General features: G+C 61.3%; 18 protein-coding genes and 2 pseudogenes. 9 read left to right on the plus strand and 11 right to left on the minus strand.

Annotated features, from left to right (window positions below; genetic code table 11):
- Positions 1-2 precede the first annotated feature (2 nt).
- Positions 3-1,007 (minus strand): SPFH domain-containing protein, encoded by a 1,005-nt coding sequence (locus tag PMI09_RS18785; protein ID WP_007797849.1) that lies wholly within the window; start codon positions 1,005-1,007, stop codon positions 3-5.
- A gap of 202 nt (positions 1,008-1,209) precedes the next feature.
- Here PMI09_RS18785 and queC point away from each other — a divergent pair, with 202 nt between their 5' ends.
- The 3 genes from queC to queE are packed head-to-tail and all read left to right on the plus strand — an operon-like array spanning position 1,210 to position 3,010.
- On the plus strand, positions 1,210-1,920 hold the full coding sequence (gene queC / locus PMI09_RS18790; protein ID WP_007797851.1) for a 7-cyano-7-deazaguanine synthase QueC: 711 nt from the start codon (positions 1,210-1,212) through the stop codon (positions 1,918-1,920).
- A complete protein-coding gene (gene queD / locus PMI09_RS18795; RefSeq protein ID WP_007797855.1) occupies positions 1,920-2,276 on the plus strand; it encodes a 6-carboxytetrahydropterin synthase QueD in 357 nt (118 codons plus the stop codon). The genes queC and queD overlap by 1 nt, the downstream gene beginning before the upstream one ends.
- A complete protein-coding gene (gene queE / locus PMI09_RS18800) occupies positions 2,273-3,010 on the plus strand; it encodes a 7-carboxy-7-deazaguanine synthase QueE (RefSeq protein ID WP_007797858.1) in 738 nt (245 codons plus the stop codon). The genes queD and queE overlap by 4 nt, the downstream gene beginning before the upstream one ends.
- On the opposite strand, the gene hemH is transcribed toward queE, so the two are convergent.
- The 7 genes from hemH to PMI09_RS18835 all read right to left on the minus strand — a co-directional run bounded on the left by hemH (position 3,011) and on the right by PMI09_RS18835 (position 9,945).
- On the minus strand, positions 3,011-4,048 hold the full coding sequence (gene hemH / locus PMI09_RS18805; RefSeq protein WP_037083517.1) for a ferrochelatase: 1,038 nt from the start codon (positions 4,046-4,048) through the stop codon (positions 3,011-3,013). It lies immediately after the preceding gene.
- 122 nt (positions 4,049-4,170) lie between these two features.
- Positions 4,171-6,066: a 5'-nucleotidase C-terminal domain-containing protein gene (locus PMI09_RS18810; RefSeq protein WP_007797865.1), complete on the minus strand. Its 1,896-nt coding sequence runs from the start codon at positions 6,064-6,066 to the stop codon at positions 4,171-4,173.
- Between the two features lie 183 nt (positions 6,067-6,249).
- Positions 6,250-6,618, minus strand: a complete 369-nt coding sequence (omp10, locus tag PMI09_RS18815; RefSeq protein WP_007797867.1) for an outer membrane lipoprotein Omp10 — start codon at positions 6,616-6,618, stop codon at positions 6,250-6,252.
- A 170-nt stretch (positions 6,619-6,788) separates the two neighbouring features.
- The gene (locus PMI09_RS18820) at positions 6,789-8,240 is read right to left on the minus strand and encodes a homospermidine synthase (protein ID WP_007797874.1); all 1,452 of its coding nucleotides are present in this window, start codon (positions 8,238-8,240) and stop codon (positions 6,789-6,791) included.
- Between the two features lie 142 nt (positions 8,241-8,382).
- Positions 8,383-9,258 carry a heme-dependent oxidative N-demethylase family protein gene (locus PMI09_RS18825; protein ID WP_007797877.1) on the minus strand — a complete coding sequence of 292 codons (876 nt, stop codon included), beginning with the start codon at positions 9,256-9,258 and terminating at the stop codon, positions 8,383-8,385.
- 9 nt (positions 9,259-9,267) lie between these two features.
- A complete protein-coding gene (locus tag PMI09_RS18830) occupies positions 9,268-9,636 on the minus strand; it encodes a nuclear transport factor 2 family protein (RefSeq protein ID WP_007797880.1) in 369 nt (122 codons plus the stop codon).
- Positions 9,637-9,660: 24 nt separating this feature from the next.
- Positions 9,661-9,945, minus strand: coding sequence for a YciI family protein (locus tag PMI09_RS18835; protein ID WP_007797883.1), 285 nt, complete (start codon positions 9,943-9,945; stop codon positions 9,661-9,663).
- Between the two features lie 132 nt (positions 9,946-10,077).
- On the opposite strand from PMI09_RS18835, the gene PMI09_RS18840 reads away from it, so the two are divergent.
- Positions 10,078-10,986 (plus strand): sensor domain-containing diguanylate cyclase, encoded by a 909-nt coding sequence (locus PMI09_RS18840; RefSeq protein WP_007797885.1) that lies wholly within the window; start codon positions 10,078-10,080, stop codon positions 10,984-10,986.
- Here PMI09_RS18840 and PMI09_RS18845 read toward each other — a convergent pair.
- From PMI09_RS18845 to PMI09_RS18855, 3 genes are read right to left on the minus strand one after another with little or no spacing between them, the layout of a single operon-like run.
- Positions 10,983-11,609, minus strand: coding sequence for an aminotransferase class IV family protein (locus PMI09_RS18845; protein ID WP_007797888.1), 627 nt, complete (start codon positions 11,607-11,609; stop codon positions 10,983-10,985). The two genes, PMI09_RS18840 and PMI09_RS18845, sit on opposite strands and share 4 nt — an antisense overlap.
- Positions 11,606-12,766, minus strand: coding sequence for an aminodeoxychorismate synthase component I (locus tag PMI09_RS18850; RefSeq protein ID WP_007797891.1), 1,161 nt, complete (start codon positions 12,764-12,766; stop codon positions 11,606-11,608). The genes PMI09_RS18845 and PMI09_RS18850 overlap by 4 nt, the downstream gene beginning before the upstream one ends.
- A gap of 31 nt (positions 12,767-12,797) precedes the next feature.
- Positions 12,798-14,645: a M3 family oligoendopeptidase gene (locus tag PMI09_RS18855; RefSeq protein ID WP_037083529.1), complete on the minus strand. Its 1,848-nt coding sequence runs from the start codon at positions 14,643-14,645 to the stop codon at positions 12,798-12,800.
- Positions 14,646-14,853: 208 nt separating this feature from the next.
- Here PMI09_RS18855 and PMI09_RS18860 point away from each other — a divergent pair.
- The 5 genes and pseudogenes from PMI09_RS18860 to PMI09_RS18875 form a co-directional block, all read left to right on the plus strand.
- Positions 14,854-16,117 (plus strand): annotated as a pseudogene (locus PMI09_RS18860) (sigma-54-dependent transcriptional regulator); the annotation flags it as partial.
- A gap of 65 nt (positions 16,118-16,182) precedes the next feature.
- Positions 16,183-16,407, plus strand: a pseudogene (locus PMI09_RS32845) (helix-turn-helix domain-containing protein); the annotation flags it as partial.
- Positions 16,408-16,587: 180 nt separating this feature from the next.
- The gene (locus PMI09_RS18865) at positions 16,588-18,480 is read left to right on the plus strand and encodes a DUF882 domain-containing protein (protein ID WP_037083520.1); all 1,893 of its coding nucleotides are present in this window, start codon (positions 16,588-16,590) and stop codon (positions 18,478-18,480) included.
- Positions 18,481-18,652: 172 nt separating this feature from the next.
- Positions 18,653-19,561: a LysR family transcriptional regulator gene (locus PMI09_RS18870; protein ID WP_007797903.1), complete on the plus strand. Its 909-nt coding sequence runs from the start codon at positions 18,653-18,655 to the stop codon at positions 19,559-19,561.
- 54 nt (positions 19,562-19,615) lie between these two features.
- Positions 19,616-20,737, plus strand: coding sequence for an HPP family protein (locus PMI09_RS18875; protein WP_007797907.1), 1,122 nt, complete (start codon positions 19,616-19,618; stop codon positions 20,735-20,737).
- Positions 20,738-20,748 lie beyond the last annotated feature (11 nt).

The raw sequence follows: 20,748 nt of genomic DNA on the forward strand, positions 1-20,748 counted from the left end.
GCTCAGCGCTCCGTTGGCGGGTTGAAGGGGTTGACGGCCGGGGTGGTGCGCGGCGTTGGCTGCGGACGCGGCGCCGGCGGCGTCGGATTGTCGCCAAAGACCTCCTTGGCGATCGCGCCGATACCGCCGAGCGATCCGATGAGGGAGGAAGCCTCGACCGGCATCAGCACGACCTTCGAATTGCCGGCGGTGCCGATCGCGGTCAGTGCCTCGGTATATTTCTGGGCCACGAAATAGTTGATGGCCTGGACGTTGCCTGAGGCAATCGCCTCCGACACCATTTTTGTCGCCTTGGCTTCGGCTTCCGCGAGCCGCTCGCGGGCTTCCGCATTCCGGAATGCCGCCTCGCGCTGGCCCTCGGCCTGAAGGATTGCGGACTGTTTGGCGCCCTCGGCCCGGAGGATCTGCGCATTACGGGAGCCTTCGGCTTCGAGCACCTGCGCGCGCTTCTCGCGCTCTGCCTTCATCTGCCGTGCCATAGCGTCGACCAGGTCGCGCGGCGGCTGGATGTCCTTGATCTCGACGCGCGTCACCTTGATCCCCCACGGCTGCACCGCGTCGTCGACGACGCGCAGCAAGCGGTCGTTGATCGCGTCGCGGTTCGAGAGCAGTTCGTCGAGGTCCATCGAACCCATGACCGAACGGATGTTGGTCATCGTCAGGTTGAGGATGGCGTTTTCGAGGTTTGATACCTGATAGGCGGCCTCGGCGGCGTTGAGAATCTGGTAGAAGGAGACCGCATCGGCAGAGACGGAGGCGTTGTCCTTGGTGATGACCTCCTGTGTCGGCACGTTGAGCACCTGTTCCATGACGTTCATGCGGGCGCCGACGCGCTCGATGAATGGTGTAATCAGGTTGAGGCCGGGCTCGAGGGTGCGGGTGTAGCGGCCGAAACGCTCGATCGTGTAGCGGTAGCCCTGCGGCACCGTCTTGATACCGGCAAACAGCACCAGGATGACGAAGACGACCAGAGCAATAACGACGATATCAAAGCCGCCCAGAACCATAAAACTCCCCCGCGATAGAATCGACTGTCACAACCTTAAACGAGCCGACCCCAAACGCCAGTAGCTTCGGCCGGCGACGCCGTTCGATCATGGATTCGATATGGGATGTCCGGAGGCTATTCACAACGGGGTCGCTTTGGCATAGAAGTCCCGCAGAAAATACCGGTCGCAGCCCACCCGGTCAAAACAAGGGATCCTCATTATGAAGACTATCGTCATCTGCTCCGGCGGATTGGACTCCATTTCGCTCGCCCATCGGGTGGCGGCGGAGCATCAACTTATCGGCCTGCTTTCCTTCGATTACGGACAGCGCCACCGCAAGGAACTGGACTTTGCCACCGCCTGCGCCAAGCGACTCGGCGTGCCGCACCAGATCATCGATATCCGCACCATCGGCCGGCACCTGACAGGATCGGCGTTGACCGACGATGTCGACGTGCCTGACGGCCACTATGCTGAGGAGACAATGAAGGCGACCGTGGTGCCGAACCGCAATGCTATCATGCTGGCAATCGCCTTCGGCCTCGCCGCGGCCCAGAAGGCGGATGCGGTGGCCGTTGCCGTGCATGGCGGCGACCACTTCATCTATCCCGATTGCCGCCCGGGCTTCATCGATGCCTTCCAGGAAATGCAGAACCAGGCGCTCGACGGCTATGCCAGCGTTTCGCTGCTGGCACCATACGTCAACATCTCGAAGGCCGACATCGTCACGGATGGCGCGAAATACGGGACGCCCTTTGCCGAGACGTGGTCCTGTTACAAGGGCGGCACACGCCACTGCGGGCGGTGCGGCACCTGTGTTGAGCGGCGTGAGGCTTTTCATCTGGCCGGCGTCGCCGATCCGACGGAATACGAGGATCCGGATTTCTGGGTGGCCGCAACGTCAGGCTATTCGGCCAGGGAGGTGAAGTGATGTTTCGCATCACCAAGGAGTTCCACTTCTCCGCATCTCATCAGCTGACGCATCTGCCCGCCGATCATCAATGCGCGCGACTGCACGGGCACAACTATATCGTCGTGGTGGAGTTAGCTGCCGCCGAGCTCGATGAGAACGGCTTCGTGCGCGACTATCACGAGCTTTCGCCGCTGAAGCGCTACATCGACGAGCGCTTCGACCATCGGCATCTGAACGAAGTGTTCGGCCATGATCGCGTGACATCGGAATATCTCGCCAAGCACTTCTACCACTGGTGCAAGGAGCGACTGCCGGAGACATCGGCGGTGCGCGTTAGCGAGACGCCGAAGACCTGGGCGGAATACCGGCCATGAGCGCGGCTCGCGAGACGCAGATCCGCGTCAGCGAGATCTTCGGGCCGACGATCCAGGGGGAAGGCATACTGATCGGCCTGCCAACCGTCTTCGTCCGCACCGGCGGTTGCGATTATCGCTGTTCGTGGTGCGACAGCCTGCATGCTGTTGATAGCGAGTATCGCGATCAATGGCTGCCCATGACGGTCGATGGCATATGGGCAGAGGTGACGCGGCTCTCCGGCGGCAAGCCGCTCATGGTGTCGCTTTCGGGCGGCAACCCGGCGATCCAGCCGCTTGGCGGTCTCATCGCGCACGGGCATGAGCAGGGCTACAAGTTCGCGCTGGAGACGCAGGGCAGCGTCGCCAAGGAATGGTTTGCCGATCTCGATGTGCTCGTGTTGAGCCCCAAGCCGCCGTCGAGCGGCATGGCGACGGACTGGGATGCCTTCGAGGACTGTCTTCGCAAAGCGGGCAATGGGCCTGCCATCGCCTTGAAGATCGTCGTTTTCGACGATCTCGACTATGCCTATGCCCGGGAGGCGGCGGTGCGTTATCCACATCTGTCCGTCTACCTGCAGCCGGGAAACCACACGCCACCGCCGCCCGACGACGACGATGCGCGCGTCGATATCGACGGTATCATGGACAGGATGTTGTGGCTGGTCGACAAGGTGACCGAGGACCGGTGGTTCGAGGCACGCGTGCTGCCCCAGTTGCATGTCCTGATCTGGGGCAACAAACGCGGCGTCTGATCAGACCCAGCCGAGCAGTTCGCGGCGAACGACCTTTTCCAGCACCCGCATGCCGTCTTCGCTGTCGTTGAGGCAGGGAATGTGGGTGAACTTCTCGCCGCCATTCTCATGGAAAGAATGGGCAGCCTGTTCGGCAATCTCTTCCAGCGTCTCCAGACAGTCGGACACGAAGCCGGGGTTCAGCACGGCGATCTTCCTGACGCCATCCTGCGCCAGCTTCTCGACCGTCTTGTCGGTGTAGGGCTGCAGCCACTCTTCCGGGCCGAAGCGAGACTGGAAGGTCACCATGAATTTCTCCTCCGGCAGTCCCAGCCGTTCGCGCAGCAGCCGACCAGTCTTCTGGCATTGCCAGTAATAGGGGTCGCCCTGCTCGGAGTAGGAGAGCGGAATGCCGTGGAAGGACGCGAGCACCATGTCCGGCTGCCAGTCGAGCGTCGCCAGATGGTTGGTCACCGAATTGGCAAGCGCCTCGATATAGGTCTCGTCGTCGTGATAATCCGGGACGGTGCGCAGCGCCGGCTGCCGGCGCATCTTGAGCAGCTGCTGGAAGGCCTTGTCGTTGACGGTCGCGGTCGTTGCGGCGGCATATTGCGGGTAGAGCGGGAAGAGAACGATGCGGTCGCAGCCTTCGTCCTTCAGCGTCTGGATGCGCGAGGGGATCGAGGGCGTCCCGTAGCGCATCGCCCAGTCCACCTTGACATTCGGCAAGTCCTTCAGGCGTTCGGCCATAAGGTCGGACTGGTTGCGCGTGTAGGTGCGCAGGTAGCTCTCATTCCTGTCCTTGTTCCAGATCGTCTCATAGGCCTTGCCTACCTTCTGCGGACGGGTGTTGAGAACGATGCCGAACAGGATCGGATACCACTTCCAGGGCGACCACTCGATGACGCGCTTGTCGGTCAGGAATTCCCGGAGGTAACGGCGCATGGAGGCGTAGTCGGTGCCATCGGGCGTGCCGAGATTGACAAGCAGGACGCCCACCTTGCCTGATTTCACGGGCGGATGGTCCGCCGGACGGTGCGCAGTATCAACAGTCGTCATTTAAACCCCGGTATCGTCTGGTCTGCCGGCTCATACGCAGCCCGGCTTCGATGGTTCACCCTATAGGAACAAAGCCGGCCCGGGAAACCCCGGACCGGCTTTCAGGATCGAGACAAATCGTCTTACTTCGACGGAATCTGCAGTTCCTTGCCGATCGTCAGGTGGCGTGGCGCCGGCGTGCCGTTGGCCTCGGAGATCTTCTTCCAGAGCGCGCCGTCGCCGTAGAACTGCTCGGCGAGATCCCAGAGCGTATCGCCGGCGGCGATGACGTGGTTGGTCGGCGTATTCGGGGCAAGCGCTGCGGGAGCTTCCGCGGTCGGCGCTGCCGGGACCGCCAACGTTGCCGGTGCCGTCGGGGAGGCAGGCGCAGCGGGCGCGGGTTCCGTCGTCGCCGGTGCTTCGGTTCCGGAGGCTGCGACCTCGGTCACGCGACCGTCGGTGTAGGGCTTGTAGGGCGAGTGCGCGGCAATGTACTCGGCCGTCACGTCGGCTAGGTCGGGGCCGAAGTCGTAGGCGTTCTTGCCTGCTGTCTCGAAGATCGAATAGCCATCGCCACCGGCACGCATGAAGTTGTTGGTGACGACACCATAGGTTTTCGCGTCATCGAGCGGCACGAAGGCGTCGCCCTCCTTGGCCTCGACCGATACGAGACGGTTGCCGGCGGGCTTGGTCCTGTCGAAGGTGTATTTCAGGCCCGACACCTGTGGAAAGCGGCCGGCGCCCTGTTCGATCTGGCTTAGGCCGTTTTCCAAGGCCTTGCGGATTTCGGCGCCCGTCAGCTGGAAAGTCGCCAGCGTGTTCTGGAACGGCAGAACGGTGATCACTTCGCCCTGGGTGATGTCGCCGGCATCGATCGATGCGCGCAGTCCGCCGCCGTTCTGGATGGCGATGGTCATGCCCTGGCTCTTGCCGCGGTCGAGCATGGCGTCGGCAACGAGGTTGCCCATTGAGCATTCCTCGACGCGGCAGACAGTGCGGTCACCTTGGATCGGAGCTTCGCTGGAGCCGATGACCTTCTTGCGCAGTTCCTCGATCGGCTTGGCGAGCTCGGCGATCCGGGCGGTGAGTGTCGGATCGGGGGTGAAGGAAGAATCGATCAGGATCGGGTCGCCCTTGGCTTCCTTGACAACGCCATTGTCATCGAAGGTGACGACGAGGTCGCCGAGATACTTGCTGTAGGACGCGGCCTGGACCACCGGCACCTTGTAGCCGCCGGGATTGTCGACCATCGTCGGGTAGGGGCCTTCCGCTTTCGGGTCGGTATTCGACAGCAGGCTATGCGAATGACCGCCGACGACAACGTCGACATCGGGGATCTTGGCGATGGCCGCGAGGTCGCGCGGATAGCCGACATGGGTCAAAGCGATGATCTTGCTGATACCCTGCTTCTTCAGGTCTTCGACGGCCGCCGTGATGGTCTGCACGTCGTCGGCGATCATCACCTTCGGGCCGGGCGAGGACAGTTCTTCCGTGTCGTTGGTCACGGCGCCGACGATGCCGATCTTCTGGCCACCGACATCGAGCACCAGCGAAGGCTTGATACGGTCGCCGAGCTTGGAGCCGTCGCCGGCCAGGACGTTGGCCGAAATGACGGGAAACTTGACCTTGTCGAGGAAGGTTGCCAGGCCATCCTCGCTGTCGTCGAACTCGTGGTTGCCGACGGTCATCACGTCGAACTTCATCTCATTCAGCACTTCGGCTTCGACAGCGCCCTTGTAGGTGGTGTAGAAAAGCGAGCCTTGGAAATTGTCGCCGGCATTGAGCAGCATCACGTTCTTGCCGTTCAGGGCATCGCGACGCTGGTCGATCGCGGTCTTCAGGCGGGCTGCACCGCCGAAGCATTCCTTCTTGCCCTCTTCCTCGGCAGAGCAGGTGGAGTCGAACTTGTTGATCGACTCGATGCGCGAATGGAAATCGTTGATGTGAAGAATATTGAGCTCGTAATCGGCAAAAGCGGCGCCGCTCGACAGCGTCAGCATCGACGCGGTCAGCAGACCGAATTGAAATGATTTCGTCATCCTGCTCTCCTGATTTCTGGGCGAAGCCTTTGACCCCTGCGCTCCGCCGTCCCTGCGTGATCGATGTTTTCACCTAGCACTAGCGGCGGCAAGAGAAAAAGCTGTGACAGCCTCGGTGCTTTCCAAGAGCAGTAAACAAAAAAGCTCCCCGAAGGGAGCTTTTGTCGTTCGGTGCTGGCGACCTTACATGCGGCGGGTCAAGGTGAATTGCGACCCGGCGTCCGAGGTGCAGTTTAGCTGGCTCTGGGTCACCAGCGCGCAGTTGACCTTGGATTGCGTCTTGCGCACCAGCGACGTCATATTGATCTCGACCAGCGACGGAGAGGTATTCACATAGGTGCCGGACGCCAGAAGCTGATTGCTGTCGGTCGTGCGGGTGGTGAATGTTCCCGCCTGGAAGGTGGAGATGATGCCGTTCGGATCCGCCCATGAGCCTTCGACGCCAGACGGAGCCGGATTTGCTGCAACCGGCACCGGGCGTGGCGACGACATAGTGCAAGCAGTCAAGGCTGCGGCGGCGCCGACAATGGCAACGAGGGTTCTGATTTTCATAGGCTTCTCCCGGAGATTCGGAGCAAAAACTATCCGTGTGGTTGCAGAAAACATGGCGCGAGCACCCAAGGAAGGCAAGGCTGCGTCGAGATGAGACGGCATTTATACAGCAGGCGTTACAAAAATGCCCGCCTTGCGGCGGGCACCTTGGAATGCGGTTCTGGCTAAGATCAGCGAACGAGGATGTTCTTGAACTGCCAGGGATCCTTGGTGTCGATCTCTTCCGGGAAGAGTCCCGGGCGACCGTCCAGCGGCGTCCAGTCGGTGTAGTGGCCTTCGACGGGTCCGAGGTATTGCGTCTGCACTTCGAGGCAGCGCTTGTAGTCGATCTCGTCGGCTTCAACGATGCCGGCGTCCGGGTTTTCGAGCGCCCAGACCATGCCGGCGAGAACAGCGGAGGTTACCTGTAGGCCGGTGGCGTTCTGATAAGGCGCGATGCGGCGGGTTTCTTCCAGCGACAGGCGCGAGCCGTACCAGTAGGCGTTCTTTTCGTGGCCGTAGAGCAGGACGCCGAGTTCGTCGATGCCGTCCTCCAGTTCGTCCTCATCGAGAACGTGGTGCACCGGCTGCGACGTGCCGCCATTGCCGAACATTTCGTGCAGCGACAGCACGGCGTCGTTGGCCGGATGGTAGGCGTAGTGGCAGGTTGGGCGGAAGGTTACTTCGCCGTCCTTGTCGCGAACCGTGAAGTAATCGGCGATCGAGATCGACTCGTTATGGGTGACGAGGAAGCCGTACTGCGGGCCGGGCGTCGGGCACCAGGTGCGGACGCGCGTGTTGGCGCCAGGCTGCTCCAGGTAGATCGCAGCCTTGCAGCCCTTCTTGTGCTTCTTGCCGTTCTTCGGCATCCAGTTTTCGTGGGTGCCCCAGCCGAGCTCGGCCGGCTGCAGGCCTTCCGAGATGAAGCCTTCGACAGACCAGGTGTTCCAGAAGACGTTGAGCGGCTTCGGATGCTTGGTGCGCTGCGTGTCACGCTCGGCGATGTGGACGCCCTTGACGCCGACCTTCTTCATCAGCTTTGCCCAGCCTTCGCGGTCATGCTGATCCGGCTCCTCGAACTTCAGGCCGATATCGTTGGCAAGGTTGACGAGCGCCTTCTTGACGAACCACGAGACCATGCCCGGGTTAGCGCCGCAAGTCGAAACAGCAGTGGCACCGCCTGGGTTCTTCGCCTTTTCCTTGCGCAGGGTTTCGCGCAGCGCGTAGTTGGTGCGGTCGGCGTTCTTCATGCTCTTGTCGAAATAGAAGCCCAGCCAGGGTTCGACAACAGTGTCGATGTAGAGAGCGCCGAGCTTGCGGCAGAGCTTCATCAGGTCGACCGACCCGGTATCGACGGAAAGATTGACGCAGAAACCCTGGCCGCCGCCTTCGGTCAGAAGCGGCTTCAGTAGCTCCTTGTAATTGTCCTTGGTGACATGCGACTTGATGTGCCTCACGCCGTGCTTTGCCATGATTTCGGTGTGATCTGCGTCGTCGCGCGGGTCGATGACTACCATCCGGCTCTTGTCGAACTTGAAGTGGCGCTCGATCAGCGGCAGCGTGCCGCGGCCGATGGAGCCAAAGCCGATCATGACGATCGGGCCGGTAATTTCGGCATATACCGGGTGGGTCTGTTCCGTCATTCTTTTCTCCTGTGGAAGGCGACGAAGGCGATGAGCCTTAAGAATTAGAATTCATCTGAAATGGCGCAGATAATGCGAAGTGACCGGCTCTAACCATAAAACAGCGTCACAATAAAGAGCGTTCGGGCCGGGAACACGAATATCAGGCGGGAAAGAGGGCGGCTGCGAGTGCCCGAAGCTTGGCGGCGAGCTCCGCCTTCTGCAATGTCAGACCTTTATAGGCCGCCTGATGATCATCGAGACTGTCCAGTTGCACGGCGAAGCTTTCGGCGAGTTTGCCGGCGTTCGGATGATGGGCGATCGCTGCAATTGGATCGACGTGGACGCGGATCGTGAAAAGGATATCGCCCGACCTGGGCAGTCTGCGCAGTGTCTGCCGCTCGACCCGCGCAAAGCGCTCGGCGAGCGTAAACGGTTCGGCAGACGGCGGGCGGCGGTGTTTGGAGACCGGGAGGAAGAGATCGTCCGTGACGTTCACGGACCAATTCAGTCGTTCCACTGGCTGCGAGACCTGCAGGTTATCAAAGATGCGGGTGATGAGCGCCGCGTTGCGCGTCCCTTCGCCGAAACCGGGCACGTCGGCGTGGATCGCCTGCATCGGACGACCGAACTTTTCTTGCAGCGACCACGAGGAAGGGAAGGCGACGAAGCCGGCGACGAGATGCCAGCCGTCCTGCTTACGCCGCATGATGACAAGATCGTCCTGCACCAGCAGGCCGGCGCGCAGCAGGGGTGGCGCGTCCCGGTTGGCGGCATCGGTAACGCTGTGGGCGAACTCCGGATGGCATTCTGCAAGGTGAGCCTGCAGGAGATCGAAGACCTCCTGTTGCGCCTCCGCGGTCTCCTCCTCGGCAACGAAAATCTCGTCGCGATGGCTCTCGATCAGTCGTTTCTTCTCGCCGATATAGCGTGCCCAATCGCTATCCGGTTCGATCCAGCGGGCAAGATCGAGCGGCATCAAGCCGATGGTGAACGGGGGAGTGGAGCCGTCATAGGGCGTGTGGGTCGGAAGCGTCATGACAGCACTCTATGCCGTCAACGTCCCCTGATGGAAGACCATCCGCCACTGACCGTCGGCATCATACCGCCAGACGGAACTGCGCAGCGATCTGACGGGCGGGCTGGCGGGAACGGTCCGCATCGCCCTGTAGGTGACGAGCGCCAGGTCGGGAGAGAGCAATTGCATCTCGAAATCGGTCAAAGTGCGCGCTGTACCGTCCGGTGGCTCAGCGAGTAGGGCAGATATGATGTCCTCATAGAGATACAGGCCACCGGAAGCGCCGATTTCCCGGAATTCGGGGGCAAGAAGGGATTCGAGCGCGGAACGCGAGCTGCGGACTTCCGACTCGAACAACAGCTGTTCCAAAGATTGAAGATGTTCACTGAGGTCGTTCATACCGCTGCCACGTTGGTTTGGCGTTTAGTCTTTCAGGATATCCAATCCCGCCGCCGTCGTGGTGATGGCGACCTCGGTGATCTCGTATTCGGCGATGCCATTCACCGTGAACGGGTCTTGTGCGACATAGGCATCGATTTCGGCGCGCTGTCCGATCGCAAGGACCACGCCTCCGGTGCGCGGCACTTTGCGTCCGGAGGCGAGGAACCAACCTTTTGCATAGCCTTCCCTGACCCAGGCCATATGCGGCTCCATGTGCTTGTCGGCTTCCTCGTTCGGCTTCACATAGGTTAGGGCGAGGATGAACATCGCAGAATTTCCTTTCAGGGTGTTGCGTTCCGACGCACGTGAATATTCAATTGGCGCGGAGCCATCCATACTCTTTTCAGAATTCTGCTCCAAAGTGCGAACCGTTAATGTCAGCACGCCCGGAACAATCGGATGAACCAGATATCTGAGCGGCTTGCCGAATTGCAGGAAGACAGTGCCGTCCTGATTGCCCTTTACGATCAGGAAGACCGACTGCGCTATGCAAATCCGGCTTTTCGTTCGACCTACGCCATCGAACCCGATGAAACGCCTTTGTGGTCGGAACTGATGCGGCGCAATACGCGCGCCGGCAAGGGGACGATCATTCGCACTGCCGATTTCGAGGTGTGGCTCGTTTCCGCGCAGTCGCGCCGCGGCAAGCTGCCATTTCGCGCTTTCGAGACGGACGTCGTCGACGGGCGCTGGTTCTGGATGACCGAGACAGTGCAGAAAGATGGTTGGATGCTCTGCATTGCCAGCGACATCACGCATCTGAAGCAGAGCGAACGCGATGTCAGGCAGGATCGTGATTTTGCGCTGCGGGCCTCGCAGACGGATGAGTTGACGAGTATTTCCAACCGTCGTTTCATGATGGCGGCGCTGGAAAGCCTGATTGCACGTCAGGGGTCCGCCAATGCAGGCGTCGTCGGCTGCATCTGCATCATGGACCTCGACTTCTTCAAGCGCATCAATGACATTTATGGCCACCAGTTCGGCGACGACGTACTGATCGATTTCTCGCGCCGCGTGCAGCCGGTCATCCGGCGACGCGACAGCTTCGGGCGGATCGGCGGCGAGGAATTCATGCTGATCCTGCCGGATACGACGCTGGCGCAGGCGGAACTGATTGTCGACCGTATCATCGGAATGGTGCGCGGCGCCCGCCCCATACCGACGGTGCCTTCGTTCTCTTACACATGCTCGGCGGGACTGGCCGAGTTGCGGCCGGGCGAGACGGCGCGCGAGGTTTATGCCCGGGCCGACGAGGCGTTGTACCACGCCAAACAGAGCGGCCGCGACCGGCTAAAGATCGTCGCCTAGTCGACGAGGCGGGCGTGGATCAGCCCCCGCAACGAATTGCCGACATAGAGTTTGCCTGCTGTGAGATCCTGTCGGGTAATGCGTCCGACGCGTGCCTTGCGCTGGCAGATCAGTTCGGTGCGCAGCACGCCGGCCAGCAGGCCGCAGGAAATCGGCGGCGTTCGCAGCATTCCCGACCCGTCGTCGAGGAAAATGGAGGTGATCGTGCCGTCGCAGACGTCGTCTCGCTCGTTCAGGAGCAACACTTCGTCGGCTTCCGACGCGGGATATTCGGCACGAGCCGCCTCATAGACGCCACGGCGCGTCGTCTTCAGTCGCAGCAATTTGTCAGTGGAATCAAGGCGCGCCTTTGCGAGCCGGACCTTCCATTCGGTGCCGGTGGGCGTGGGGACAAACGGTGTCGACATCACTTCGATATGCCCGTGCCGATCGAGTGTCAGCCGTATGCGCAGGGGCATATCAGCGCTCGCAACGGCCGCCTCGAGTTTGGCGGCGGTAGCCGCGGGATTGGGAAAGCCGATACGGCGGGCGGAGCGGGAGAGGCGTGCCAGATGCAGGCGTAGTCGGACGAAGCCAGTGTCCGGTTCCCAGCGCAGGGTTTCGATCAGCGAGAAGTCGTTCATCGCGCGATCTCCTGATCGCCGATCGCAAACCGCGCCTTCAGAAGGCACTCTTCGTATTCGGCCTCGGCGGTGGAATCGAAGACGATGCCGCCGCCGACGTTGAAGACCGCCTTGCCACCGGCAAACAGGCTGATGGTGCGGATCGCCACCGAAAAGCGCATGGCGCCGCCGGGCGCAATCATGCCGATCGCGCCGCAATAGGCGTCGCGTGGCGCGTCCTCCAGCGTGTGCAGGATCTGCATGGCGCTAAGCTTTGGCGCGCCGGTGATCGATCCGCAGGGAAAAAGTGCGGCGAAGATATCGCGGATCGTTAGATCGGGGAGGAGTTTCGCCTGCACATGGCTGACCATCTGGTGCACGGTGGGATAGGTCTCGATGTCGAAGAGCTTGGGAACGTCGAGCGTTCCGACCTCCGTGATGCGCGAGATATCGTTGCGCAGCAGGTCGACGATCATGCGGTTTTCGGCCTGGGTCTTGATGTCCTCACGCATCGCGGCAATGATCGCTGCATCTTCGGCTTCGCTCGCCCCGCGTTTTGCCGTGCCCTTCATCGGATGCGTTTCGATCCAGCCTTCCTCGTCCGTGCGGAAGAAGAGTTCGGGAGAGCGGGAAAGGAGGATCGGGCCGCCAAGATCGACAAGCGCGCCGTATTTCACCGGCTGCCGTTCGATCAGCGACCAGAAGGCGGCGCGCGGATCGCCGCGGCAGAGGGCGGTGATCGGCATGGTGAGGTTCGCTTGGTAGCAATCTCCCTGGCGTAGATGCCAATGCAGGCGCTCGAAGCGCTCCTTATAGGTAGAAAAATCCCAGCCGGCTTTGGGTTCGCTCAGGAATTCGTCGTTCTCGCTGCGGTGCTTGGGCTGGGCGAGGGGATGGGTCTCAGGCAGCGGGCCATCGAAGACGCCAAAGGCGAGCAGCGGCGTTTCGCGACCTTCCTGCAGGAAGGTCGCCAGCTTTTTCTCGAAGAGGTAGCCGGCTTCATAGGCCATGTAGCCCGCCAGCCATTTGCCGGCAGCCTTTGCCTCTTCCATGCGGGCAAGTCCAGCAAAGAACTCACCACCCGTCCGGGCAATGATGATCTCCGACGGGTCGGAAAAGAGCATCACTTGCCCGGTCGTGTCATCCCGGAACAGAACGTGGCGTTCAGCGTTGGTCATGCCTGCCTTTGGATCGAGAGCCTATGCGCTCTTAATCAAGCGCTTCCAATTCGTCGATCAGCCCTTCGATCATCGACAGCCCCTTGCTCCAGAACGACGGATCGGTGGCATCCAGGCCGAACGGTTTCAGGAGCTCCGAATGATGCTTGGTCCCGCCGGCCTTCAGAAGCTCGAAATACTTCTCCTGGAAGCCCTTGTCAGCCTTCTCGTAGACGGCATAGAGCGAGTTCACCAGGCAGTCGCCGAATGCGTAGGCGTAGACGTAGAAGGGCGAATGGATGAAGTGCGGGATGTAGGCCCAATAGGTCTCATAGCCCTCTGAAATCTTGATCGCCGGCCCGAGGCTCTCCGACTGCACGGAAAGCCAGAGTTCGCCGATGTCCTCCGACGTCAGTTCACCGGCCTTGCGGGCGGTGTGAATCTTGCGTTCGAATTCGTAGAAGGCGATCTGGCGCACGACTGTATTGATCATGTCCTCGACCTTCTGGGCGAGCATGGCCTTGCGCTCACGCTTGTCCTTCGTCGTGTCGAGGAGGGCGCGGAAGGTCAGCATTTCACCGAAGACGGAGGCGGTTTCCGCCAGAGTGAGGGGCGTCTGGCACATCAGGGCGCCCTGGGCACCAGCCAGAACCTGGTGGACGCCGTGACCGAGCTCATGAGCGAGTGTCATCACGTCGCGCGGCTTGCCGAGATAGTTGACGAGCACGTAGGGATGCGCCGACGGGACCGTCGGATGTGCGAAGGCGCCCGGCGCCTTGCCGGGGCGAACCGGCGCGTCGATCCACTGTTCGTCGAAGAAGCGCTTGGCGATCGCAGCCATCTCAGGCGCGAAGTTGCCGTAGGCGGAAAGGACGGTGTCCTTCGCCTCATTCCAGGAGATGATGGCGTTGGAGGTTTCCGGCAGTGGCGCGTTGCGGTCCCAGAAGTTCATCTGGTCCATGCCGAGCCACTTTGCCTTCATCTTGTAGTAGCGGTGCGAGAGGCGCGGATAGGCTTCCTTGACGGCGCCGGCCAACGCATCGACCACTTCGCGCTCGACGCGGTTCGCAAGATGCCTGCTATCGGCGATGTCATCGAAGCCGCGCCAGCGGTCGGAGATGTCCTTGTCCTTGGCGAGCGTGTTGGTGATGAGGGTAAAGGTACGCAGGTTCTCCTTGAACGTCTGCGCGAGCGCCATCGCGCCCTTGCGACGGACTTCGGGGTCCTTTTCCTGCAGCATGTTCAGGGTGACTTCCAGCGGCAGCTTTTCGCCATCGACGTCGAAGCGCAGTTCCGTCATCGTCTCGTCGAACAGGCGATTGAAGGCCGCGGCCGAGGTCATCGACTTTTCCAGGAAGAGCTGCTCCAGCTTGTCCTCGAGCTGATATGGCTTGTCCTTGCGCAGATCGACGAGCCACGGGCGATAGTGGCCGGCATCCGGGTCATCAACCATGCAGGCATCGATGACGGCGTCGTCGATGCGATTGAGTTCGAGCGAAAAAAACAAGAGATGGCTGGAGAATTCGGTGATCTTCGCCTGGGCGTCGCCATAGAGCTTGCCGTTTACCGGGTTTGATGTGTCGGAGAAATAGGTGAGGCCGGTAAAGGAGCCGAGGCGGCCGATGATGTCATCCAGCGCCTCGTACTCCTTCAGCGCCTGGCCGATGCCCTCCGTGCCCGTCTTGGTCGCGGCGTCGGCAAGCTTGCCCTTCCACTTCTCTTCGAAGGCGATCGCCTGCTTGCCGGCCTTCTCCATGTCGCCGGTGAAGGCCGTGGACGTCGCGGAAGGGTAGAGGTCCTGCAATTTCCAGGTCGGCAGGTCGCCGAGCGCGGCATCCGTCGCGGAGGCAGCAGAACTTGCCGAAAAATTAATGGCCGTGCCGGAGAGCGTGTTTTTCATCATCGGGGTCCTCTTCCTCTTTTGCGACAGGCTTGACTGTCTAGGCGCCTAAAGGCTTGGCATCAAGGGGCTTTCGGCTGCCCATAAGCTCCGTTTCGGGTCGGATTTGGCCCCACCGCAAACGTTAAAATGCAATTGTTTCTCAAAACTGGATGTTCAAGCCTTTCTGCCACAGTGCTTCTCAGGTTTCGCATGAAGTGAGGCAGCAATGACCGGTTACAATGAGCTCAAGGGTGCAGCGCAGATTCTTGTCGTCGAGGACGACCCGATCCAGCGTCGGCTGCTCAAGAACGCGATCGAGCGTCACGGCCACGTCGTCCATCAGGCGGAAAACGGCCGGATCGGACTAGAGATGGTCAAGAGAGGCAGTGGCCTCTACAACATCATCGTTCTCGACCTGATGATGCCCGAGATGACGGGCCTCGAATTCCTCGAGGCACTGCACGAATTCGGCACCCATGTTCCGGTGATTGTCCAGACGGGGCAAGGCGGCATCGAGACTGTGGTGCAGGCGATGCGTGCCGGCGCTTTTGATTTCGTCGTCAAGCCGGTTTCTCCCGAGCGGATCGCCAACTCGATCTCGAATGCCCTGAAGCTCGACCAGCGCGAGGTCAAGGCGCGCGCCGGTCGCCGGTCGCGTTCCGGCTCTGTCGGCTTTGACGACATCGTCTCGGCAAGCCCGGCGATGATCCGCGTGATTGATCTGGCACAACGCGCCGCGCAGTCGAATATTCCCGTCGTGCTCGAAGGCGAGTCCGGCGTCGGCAAGGAATTGGTGGCCCGCGCCATCCAGTCCGGCAGCGACCGGTCCGGCAAGCCATTTGTCACGGTCAATTGCGGCGCCATTCCGCACAATCTGGTCGAAAGCATCCTCTTCGGTCACGAGAAGGGCGCGTTCACGGGGGCAACCGAGCGCCACATCGGCAAGTTCATGGAAGCCGATGGCGGTACCATCTTCCTCGACGAAATCGGCGATCTGCCACTCGAGGTCCAGGTCAAGCTGCTGCGCGCGGTGCAACAGGGTGAAATCGAAACCGTTGGCGCGCGCACGGCGCACAAGGTCAATGTCCGCCTGATTTCGGCGACCAACAAGGACCTGATCGAAGAGGTCAAGAACGGCCACTTCCGCGAGGACCTCTACTATCGCCTGAACGTCTTTCCGATCACCATCCCGGCGCTGCGCAAGCGCAAGGAGGATATTCCGCACCTGGTGCGGGTCTTCGCCGAGCGCTTCTCCAGCGAGCAAAAGGGCGGCCAACGAATGTCGGTGAGCTCCGGCGCGCTGGCCCTGCTTACCGCCTACGACTGGCCGGGCAACATCCGCCAGCTCGAGAACGCGATCTTCCGCGCGGTAGTGCTGGCCGAGGGGGGCGAACTGACCGAAGCAGACTTCCCGCAGATCGCGGCGCAGCTGCCAGAATACGAGGTCGTCGATCACCTGGCGCTGGTCGCCGACAACACGCGTCTCGACCGACAAAACAACCTCTCAACCGCCGATTACCCGGCTCACCAGGCCAGCGTCGAAGAGGCGGTCGCACGAATCACGGAGGCGCCTGATAACGCGATTGCGAGCACAAACCCTGCCGGAGACGTACGAAAGCTTGCGGATGTGGAGGAGGAACTGATCCGATTCGCCCTTAAATTCTATCGGGGGCAGATGAGTCAAGTGGCCCGAAAACTGGGCATCGGACGATCCACATTGTACCGGAAACTCAAGGATTATGGCATAGATCCGGACAATCCGCAGAAAGACGCCGCATAAATCGCCTAAATTAACGCTCCGGCAATCATCTTTTGTTACCAATCATAAACCACTTGTTAGTGGCCTGTTCATTATGTAAGGAAAAGGTTGATCACGTGTGGCATTTTTGCCATCGTGTGACCGCATTTAACAGCCAACGGTGTCAAAGAGGGACCATCGGCTGTCTGACGGGGATTGAGTTTGCCGGATCTGAATGGGAATACGAGGCCTTCGCGCTTGAACGGGCGCACTAGGTACACGGACCTTTGCGGAAAGGTGTTTAGGACGGCTATGGCCGCCCTTCTCGCACTCGTTGTTTCCTCGCCGGTTCTGGTCAGCTCGCCTTCCGAGGCGGCCGGCGAAACACGCAGTCTCAAGCTCTATTTCATTCACACCGGCGAAAAGGCCGTTATCACCTACAAGCGCAACGGCCGGTACGATCCGAAGGGTCTCCAGCAGCTGAACCGATTCCTTCGCGACTGGCGCAAGAACCAGCCGACGAGAATGGACCCCCGCCTTTTCGACCTTATCTGGGAGGTCTACCGCCAGAGCGGCTCGCGCGACTACATCAACGTTGTCTGCGGCTTCCGTTCGCCGGCCACCAACGCCATGCTGAAGGGCCGCTCACGCAATTCCGGCGTTGCCGAAAAGAGCCAGCATATGCTCGGCAAGGCGATGGATTTCTTCATTCCTGACGTCAAACTCGCCACTTTGCGCGGCATTGGGATGAAAATGCAGGTCGGCGGCGTTGGATTCTATCCGAAATCCGGCTCTCCCTTCGTTCACATGGATGTCGGCGGTGTTCGCGCCTGGCCGCGCATGAGCCGCGAAGAACTGGTCCGGCTTTTCCCGAACGGCAACACGATGCACATCCCCTCGGATGGTCGTCCGCTGCCGGGTTACGAGCAGGCCGTGGCCGATTACAAGCGCCGCGTGAGCTCGTCGCAGGTACAGATGGCAAGCTCCGGCGCTTATACGGGCTCGTCATCGAGTGACCAGCCCAAGCACAAGACGCTGTTTGCAGCCCTGTTTGGGGGCGGCGCCGACGAGGCCGAAGACAGCTCCGATGATGATAGCAGCGCAGCAGTGGCGGTCGCCAAGGCGTCGCCGCCGAAGGTTGACATGCCAAACGCCGCCGATCCCGGCGAGCAAGCGCCCGCGCAGGCTACTGAAGTCGCAAGTGTAAGCGCGCCGGTTCCGCAGGTGCGTCCGGCGTTCGCCAATCAGCCAGGCGGTAGCGAGATGGCCAGCGCCCTCGTCGCTCCGCAATCCGGAAACGCAGCGCAACAAGCCCTTTCTACAGTGACCGAGCAAGGTCAGCAGCAGTTTGCGGATCTCAGCGCCTACAGCGTACCGGTTCCTTCTCTGCTCGGACCGCGCCGCGCTCCGGGCGACGCGGAAGTCGCTTCGGCCGATCCGTCTGCGATGACGGGGAATCTCGCAGCGGTTCCGACGCCGGCTGAACGACCGGCGCTTGCCGAAAAGCTTCTGGCAGCGGCGAATGCCGATGCTGAAGCAGAGGACGACGCGGCAGACCAGGAGGATACGCTTTCTCCGGCCGTTGCCGATGCCCTTGACCAGCAGAATGGTGATGGCGACCGTCAGGTCGCGTCCAACCAGCCGCCGGTCACGAGCATCGAGCAGGCTATCAACGCGGCAACGCCGCAAAAGGTTCCAAGCGAGAAGCCGCCGTTGCAGCTTGCCGCTCTTGCTCCCACCACGAAGTCCGCAAGCTTCGGCGATGGCTTCGATGCACCGAATCCGACCGACGCGAATGGGCTGTCGCAGGGCCTGCCGACCAAGGGCGCACGCCCGACGAAGCATGAGGCCGCAGAAGCCGACGCCAGCCGCGCGACGATTCGCACCGAGCCGAAGCTGACGCAGAAGATCATCTCGCAGTGGGCGCTTACCAACTCCCGCATGGAAATGGTCACCAAGCCGGTCAAGGCGCCGCGCTTCGTCAGTCAGACGCTTCGTGCCCAGCCGACTTCGGTCTATGCCGAAGGCTTCACCAAAACGGCCTCCATCGATCCGGGCCGCTTCAGAGGCAGCGCAGTCAACTTCATGGAAGTGCGGAAGTTCGACTCGAACTGAGGCGGACAAGGAAGAATTTGAAAGAGCCGCCGGAGCGATCCGGCGGCTCTTTTGCTTTGCGGACTGTGGCGGAAAGTCGCGCGGTGAGGTGCGGTTTCGGGACAGGCGTGGGGTTGAGTTTCATTTCCATATCGAGAATATGGCGCCTCCTGTATTCTCTGTAAGTGAAGATATGGATCTGTCGTCAATCGAAATTTTTAAGGCAGTCGCATCGCATTGCAGCGTCACGAAGGCTGCGGCGGCGGTAGGCCGTGTGCCGTCGAATGTCACGACGCGCATCCAGCAGCTCGAAGAGGATCTCGGAGTGGCGCTGTTTTGTCGCGACGGCAAGAAGATGTCGCTGACGCGCGAAGGCTCGATCTTCCTGTCCTATGCAACGCGTCTTGCTGACCTGGCAGAGGAAGCAAAGCAGGCTGTGCGGCCGCTGGCGGCATCGGGAATGCTGCGCGTCGGAACGATGGAAAGCACCGCCGCAAGCCGGCTTCCTGACGTCATCAGGCGGTTCGGATCGCTGTGGCCTGACGTCTCCTTGCAATTGACGATGGGTGCGACACGGGAGCTCATGCTGGGCGTGCTGGCCGAAGAGCTGGACTGCGCATTGGTCGCCCGGCCGCCACAGGCGTCGCTCGACGAGACGCGCTATGCCGATCTCGACCTCGGCAGCTTCGATGCACGGCGCATCTATGTCGAGGACCTCATTCTCGTCCTTCCTCCGAAACACCCCGACGTCAAAGCCGCGGCCGACCTGCGTGTTGGGACACTTGCCGTGATGGAGCCAGGGTGCACCTATCGCCGCATGGCCGAGGAGTGGGCACAGGACGCCGCCTCACTGCGCACGCTGGAGCTCGGTTCTTATCATGCGATCCTCGCGAGCATTGTCGCCGGCAATGCCTTTGGTGTCATGCCGCGCTCGGTGTTCGATCTGCTGCGCTGGCCCGTCGATATCGTCACCGGCGAGATCGGCGCGGTGGAAACATTTCTCGTGCGTCGAAAGGGCGACCGATCGGATTCGTTCGAGGCCTTTCACGATGTCCTTATTGCCTCGCGGGGCAGGGACGGCCTCTCACTTCCAAGCGGCTAACCTTGCATCCTTCTCTCAATCAAGACGCTTCGTTTCACAAACTGCCGGTTCGTCATGTCAAATTCCAGCAATCCCAACACCGATCCCGGAAGGCGCCTCCGTCTCCGCCTGTTTTCGCCGATCCTCGCCGGTGCCACGCTGCGCGAGCGCATGCTTGCGTGCCTTGGTGCGCTGATCGCGATCGCGCTGACTGGCATGGTCTGCGGTTACTTCGTCGGGCAGGGCTCGCACCTGCCGCTAATCGTTGCGCCGATGGGCGCTTCGGCCGTGCTGCTGTTCGCCGTGCCGGCTAGTCCGCTTGCGCAGCCGTGGTCGATCATTGGTGGCAACACGATCTCCGCCATGATGGGCATCATCGCCGCACACTTCATCCATGAGCCGATCATCGCGATCGGCGTCGGCGTCTCGCTGGCGATCGGCGCTATGTCGTTCACCCGCTGCCTGCACCCGCCCGGCGGCGCTGCGGCGCTGACCGCTGTGCTGGGTGGTCCAGCTGTTGCAAGCTGGGGCCTGCTCTTCCCCTTCGTGCCGGTAGCCCTGAATTCCTGTATCCTGGTGGCGCTCGGCATTCTCTTTCACAAGCTCGGGCGGCGAAACTATCCGCATGTCGCCGCGCCGGCGCCGGTCAATACGCATCAGACGATCGATCCGCCGTCCGCTGTGCGGATTGGTTTCCGTGAAGAAGATGTCGATGCGGCGCTGGCGAAGTTCGAGGAAACCTTCGATATCGATCGCGGCGACCTGAGCCGCTTGCTGAGGCAGGTCGAGGTTGAGGCTGCCGTTCGTTCGCACGGCACCGTCAGGTGCGCCGACATCATGTCGCGCGACGTGATCGCGGTGGGCGAGAACGCCACGGCGGAAGAGGCGCGCGCGCTGCTCCTGAAACACAATGTCCGTACGTTGCCCGTAAAGGATGGCAGCGGGCGATTGGTCGGCACGGTGGGGCTGCGGGAATTGATGCAGGCCGAGCGGCTTGCCGATCACATTGCGACGGCCGCGACCACTTCCCCGGATGCGCCCGCCATTAGCCTGTTGCCTGACCTGACCGACGGGCGCACGCACGCAGTCGTCATTGTCGATGACGGCGACCACGTGCTCGGGCTCATCTCGCAGACGGATCTGCTGAACGCCATGGCTCACCTGCTGCCGGAACAGACGACGCGAAGCGCCGCGTGAAGTGCTAGATT

The sequence above is a fragment of the Rhizobium sp. CF122 genome (assembly GCF_000282035.1).
Lineage (GTDB): Bacteria > Pseudomonadota > Alphaproteobacteria > Rhizobiales > Rhizobiaceae > Rhizobium.

Bases quoted from the DNA above. Each gene is read 5' to 3' on its own strand.
- PMI09_RS18875 (WP_007797907.1), top strand. From the start codon at position 19,616: ATGTCAAATTCCAGCAATCCCAACACCGATCCCGGAAGGCGCCTCCGT.
- PMI09_RS18870 (WP_007797903.1), top strand. From the start codon at position 18,653: ATGGATCTGTCGTCAATCGAAATTTTTAAGGCAGTCGCATCGCATTGC.
- PMI09_RS18850 (WP_007797891.1), bottom strand. From the start codon at position 12,766: ATGACCAACGCTGAACGCCACGTTCTGTTCCGGGATGACACGACCGGG.
- PMI09_RS18835 (WP_007797883.1), bottom strand. From the start codon at position 9,945: ATGTTCATCCTCGCCCTAACCTATGTGAAGCCGAACGAGGAAGCCGAC.
- queC (WP_007797851.1), top strand. From the start codon at position 1,210: ATGAAGACTATCGTCATCTGCTCCGGCGGATTGGACTCCATTTCGCTC.
- queE (WP_007797858.1), top strand. From the start codon at position 2,273: ATGAGCGCGGCTCGCGAGACGCAGATCCGCGTCAGCGAGATCTTCGGG.
- PMI09_RS18785 (WP_007797849.1), bottom strand. From the start codon at position 1,007: ATGGTTCTGGGCGGCTTTGATATCGTCGTTATTGCTCTGGTCGTCTTC.
- PMI09_RS18830 (WP_007797880.1), bottom strand. From the start codon at position 9,636: ATGAACGACCTCAGTGAACATCTTCAATCTTTGGAACAGCTGTTGTTC.
- PMI09_RS18810 (WP_007797865.1), bottom strand. From the start codon at position 6,066: ATGACGAAATCATTTCAATTCGGTCTGCTGACCGCGTCGATGCTGACG.
- PMI09_RS18855 (WP_037083529.1), bottom strand. From the start codon at position 14,645: ATGAAAAACACGCTCTCCGGCACGGCCATTAATTTTTCGGCAAGTTCT.
- PMI09_RS18840 (WP_007797885.1), top strand. From the start codon at position 10,078: ATGAACCAGATATCTGAGCGGCTTGCCGAATTGCAGGAAGACAGTGCC.
- PMI09_RS18820 (WP_007797874.1), bottom strand. From the start codon at position 8,240: ATGACGGAACAGACCCACCCGGTATATGCCGAAATTACCGGCCCGATC.
- omp10 (WP_007797867.1), bottom strand. From the start codon at position 6,618: ATGAAAATCAGAACCCTCGTTGCCATTGTCGGCGCCGCCGCAGCCTTG.
- PMI09_RS18845 (WP_007797888.1), bottom strand. From the start codon at position 11,609: ATGAACGACTTCTCGCTGATCGAAACCCTGCGCTGGGAACCGGACACT.
- hemH (WP_037083517.1), bottom strand. From the start codon at position 4,048: ATGACGACTGTTGATACTGCGCACCGTCCGGCGGACCATCCGCCCGTG.
- queD (WP_007797855.1), top strand. From the start codon at position 1,920: ATGTTTCGCATCACCAAGGAGTTCCACTTCTCCGCATCTCATCAGCTG.
- PMI09_RS18825 (WP_007797877.1), bottom strand. From the start codon at position 9,258: ATGACGCTTCCGACCCACACGCCCTATGACGGCTCCACTCCCCCGTTC.